A 450-nucleotide genomic window follows, 5' to 3' on the forward strand; every position below is an offset into this window, starting at 1 on the left:
CCGGCGTCTCCGAAGCGCGGGTCCAGCTGGCACAACCGCGGCCCGAGCGACCTGTCGAGGAGCCCCGTCAGCCCGGCTCCGCGGGCCAGCCGGTCCCGCACCCACCGGGACGCGGGCGACCGGAGGAGGCCGACCCTCGTGAGCGTCGCGGTGAGGCGCGCGACCCGCCGCGCGTCACCGAGCCGCTCGGCCTCGTACTCCTCGAGCAGGTCTGCGGCACGCCGAGCGCTCGCGGACCGCGCGGCGGCGAGGCGCCACGCCACGGCGACCGCGTCCTGGATCCCGGTGTTCATCCCCTGCCCGCCGGCCGGGCTCATGATGTGGCCCGCGTCCCCCGCCAGCAGCACGCGACCGTGACGCAGGCGGGCGGCGGTGCGGAACCGCACGGTGAAGGTCGCCGACCAGTCGGGCGTCCCGACGACGGCGGGAAGGCCGGTGCGTCGGGCCAGC

General features: G+C 78.0%; 1 protein-coding gene. It reads right to left on the reverse strand.

Annotation, left to right across the window (positions count from 1 at the left end):
* Positions 1–450, reverse strand: a 450-nt coding sequence (locus G3I78_RS48335; RefSeq protein ID WP_203616542.1) for an FAD-dependent monooxygenase, incomplete at both ends; no start/stop codon positions are given.

Source organism: Streptomyces sp. SID13726 (genome assembly GCF_010548375.1).
Taxonomy (GTDB): domain Bacteria; phylum Actinomycetota; class Actinomycetes; order Streptomycetales; family Streptomycetaceae; genus Streptomyces.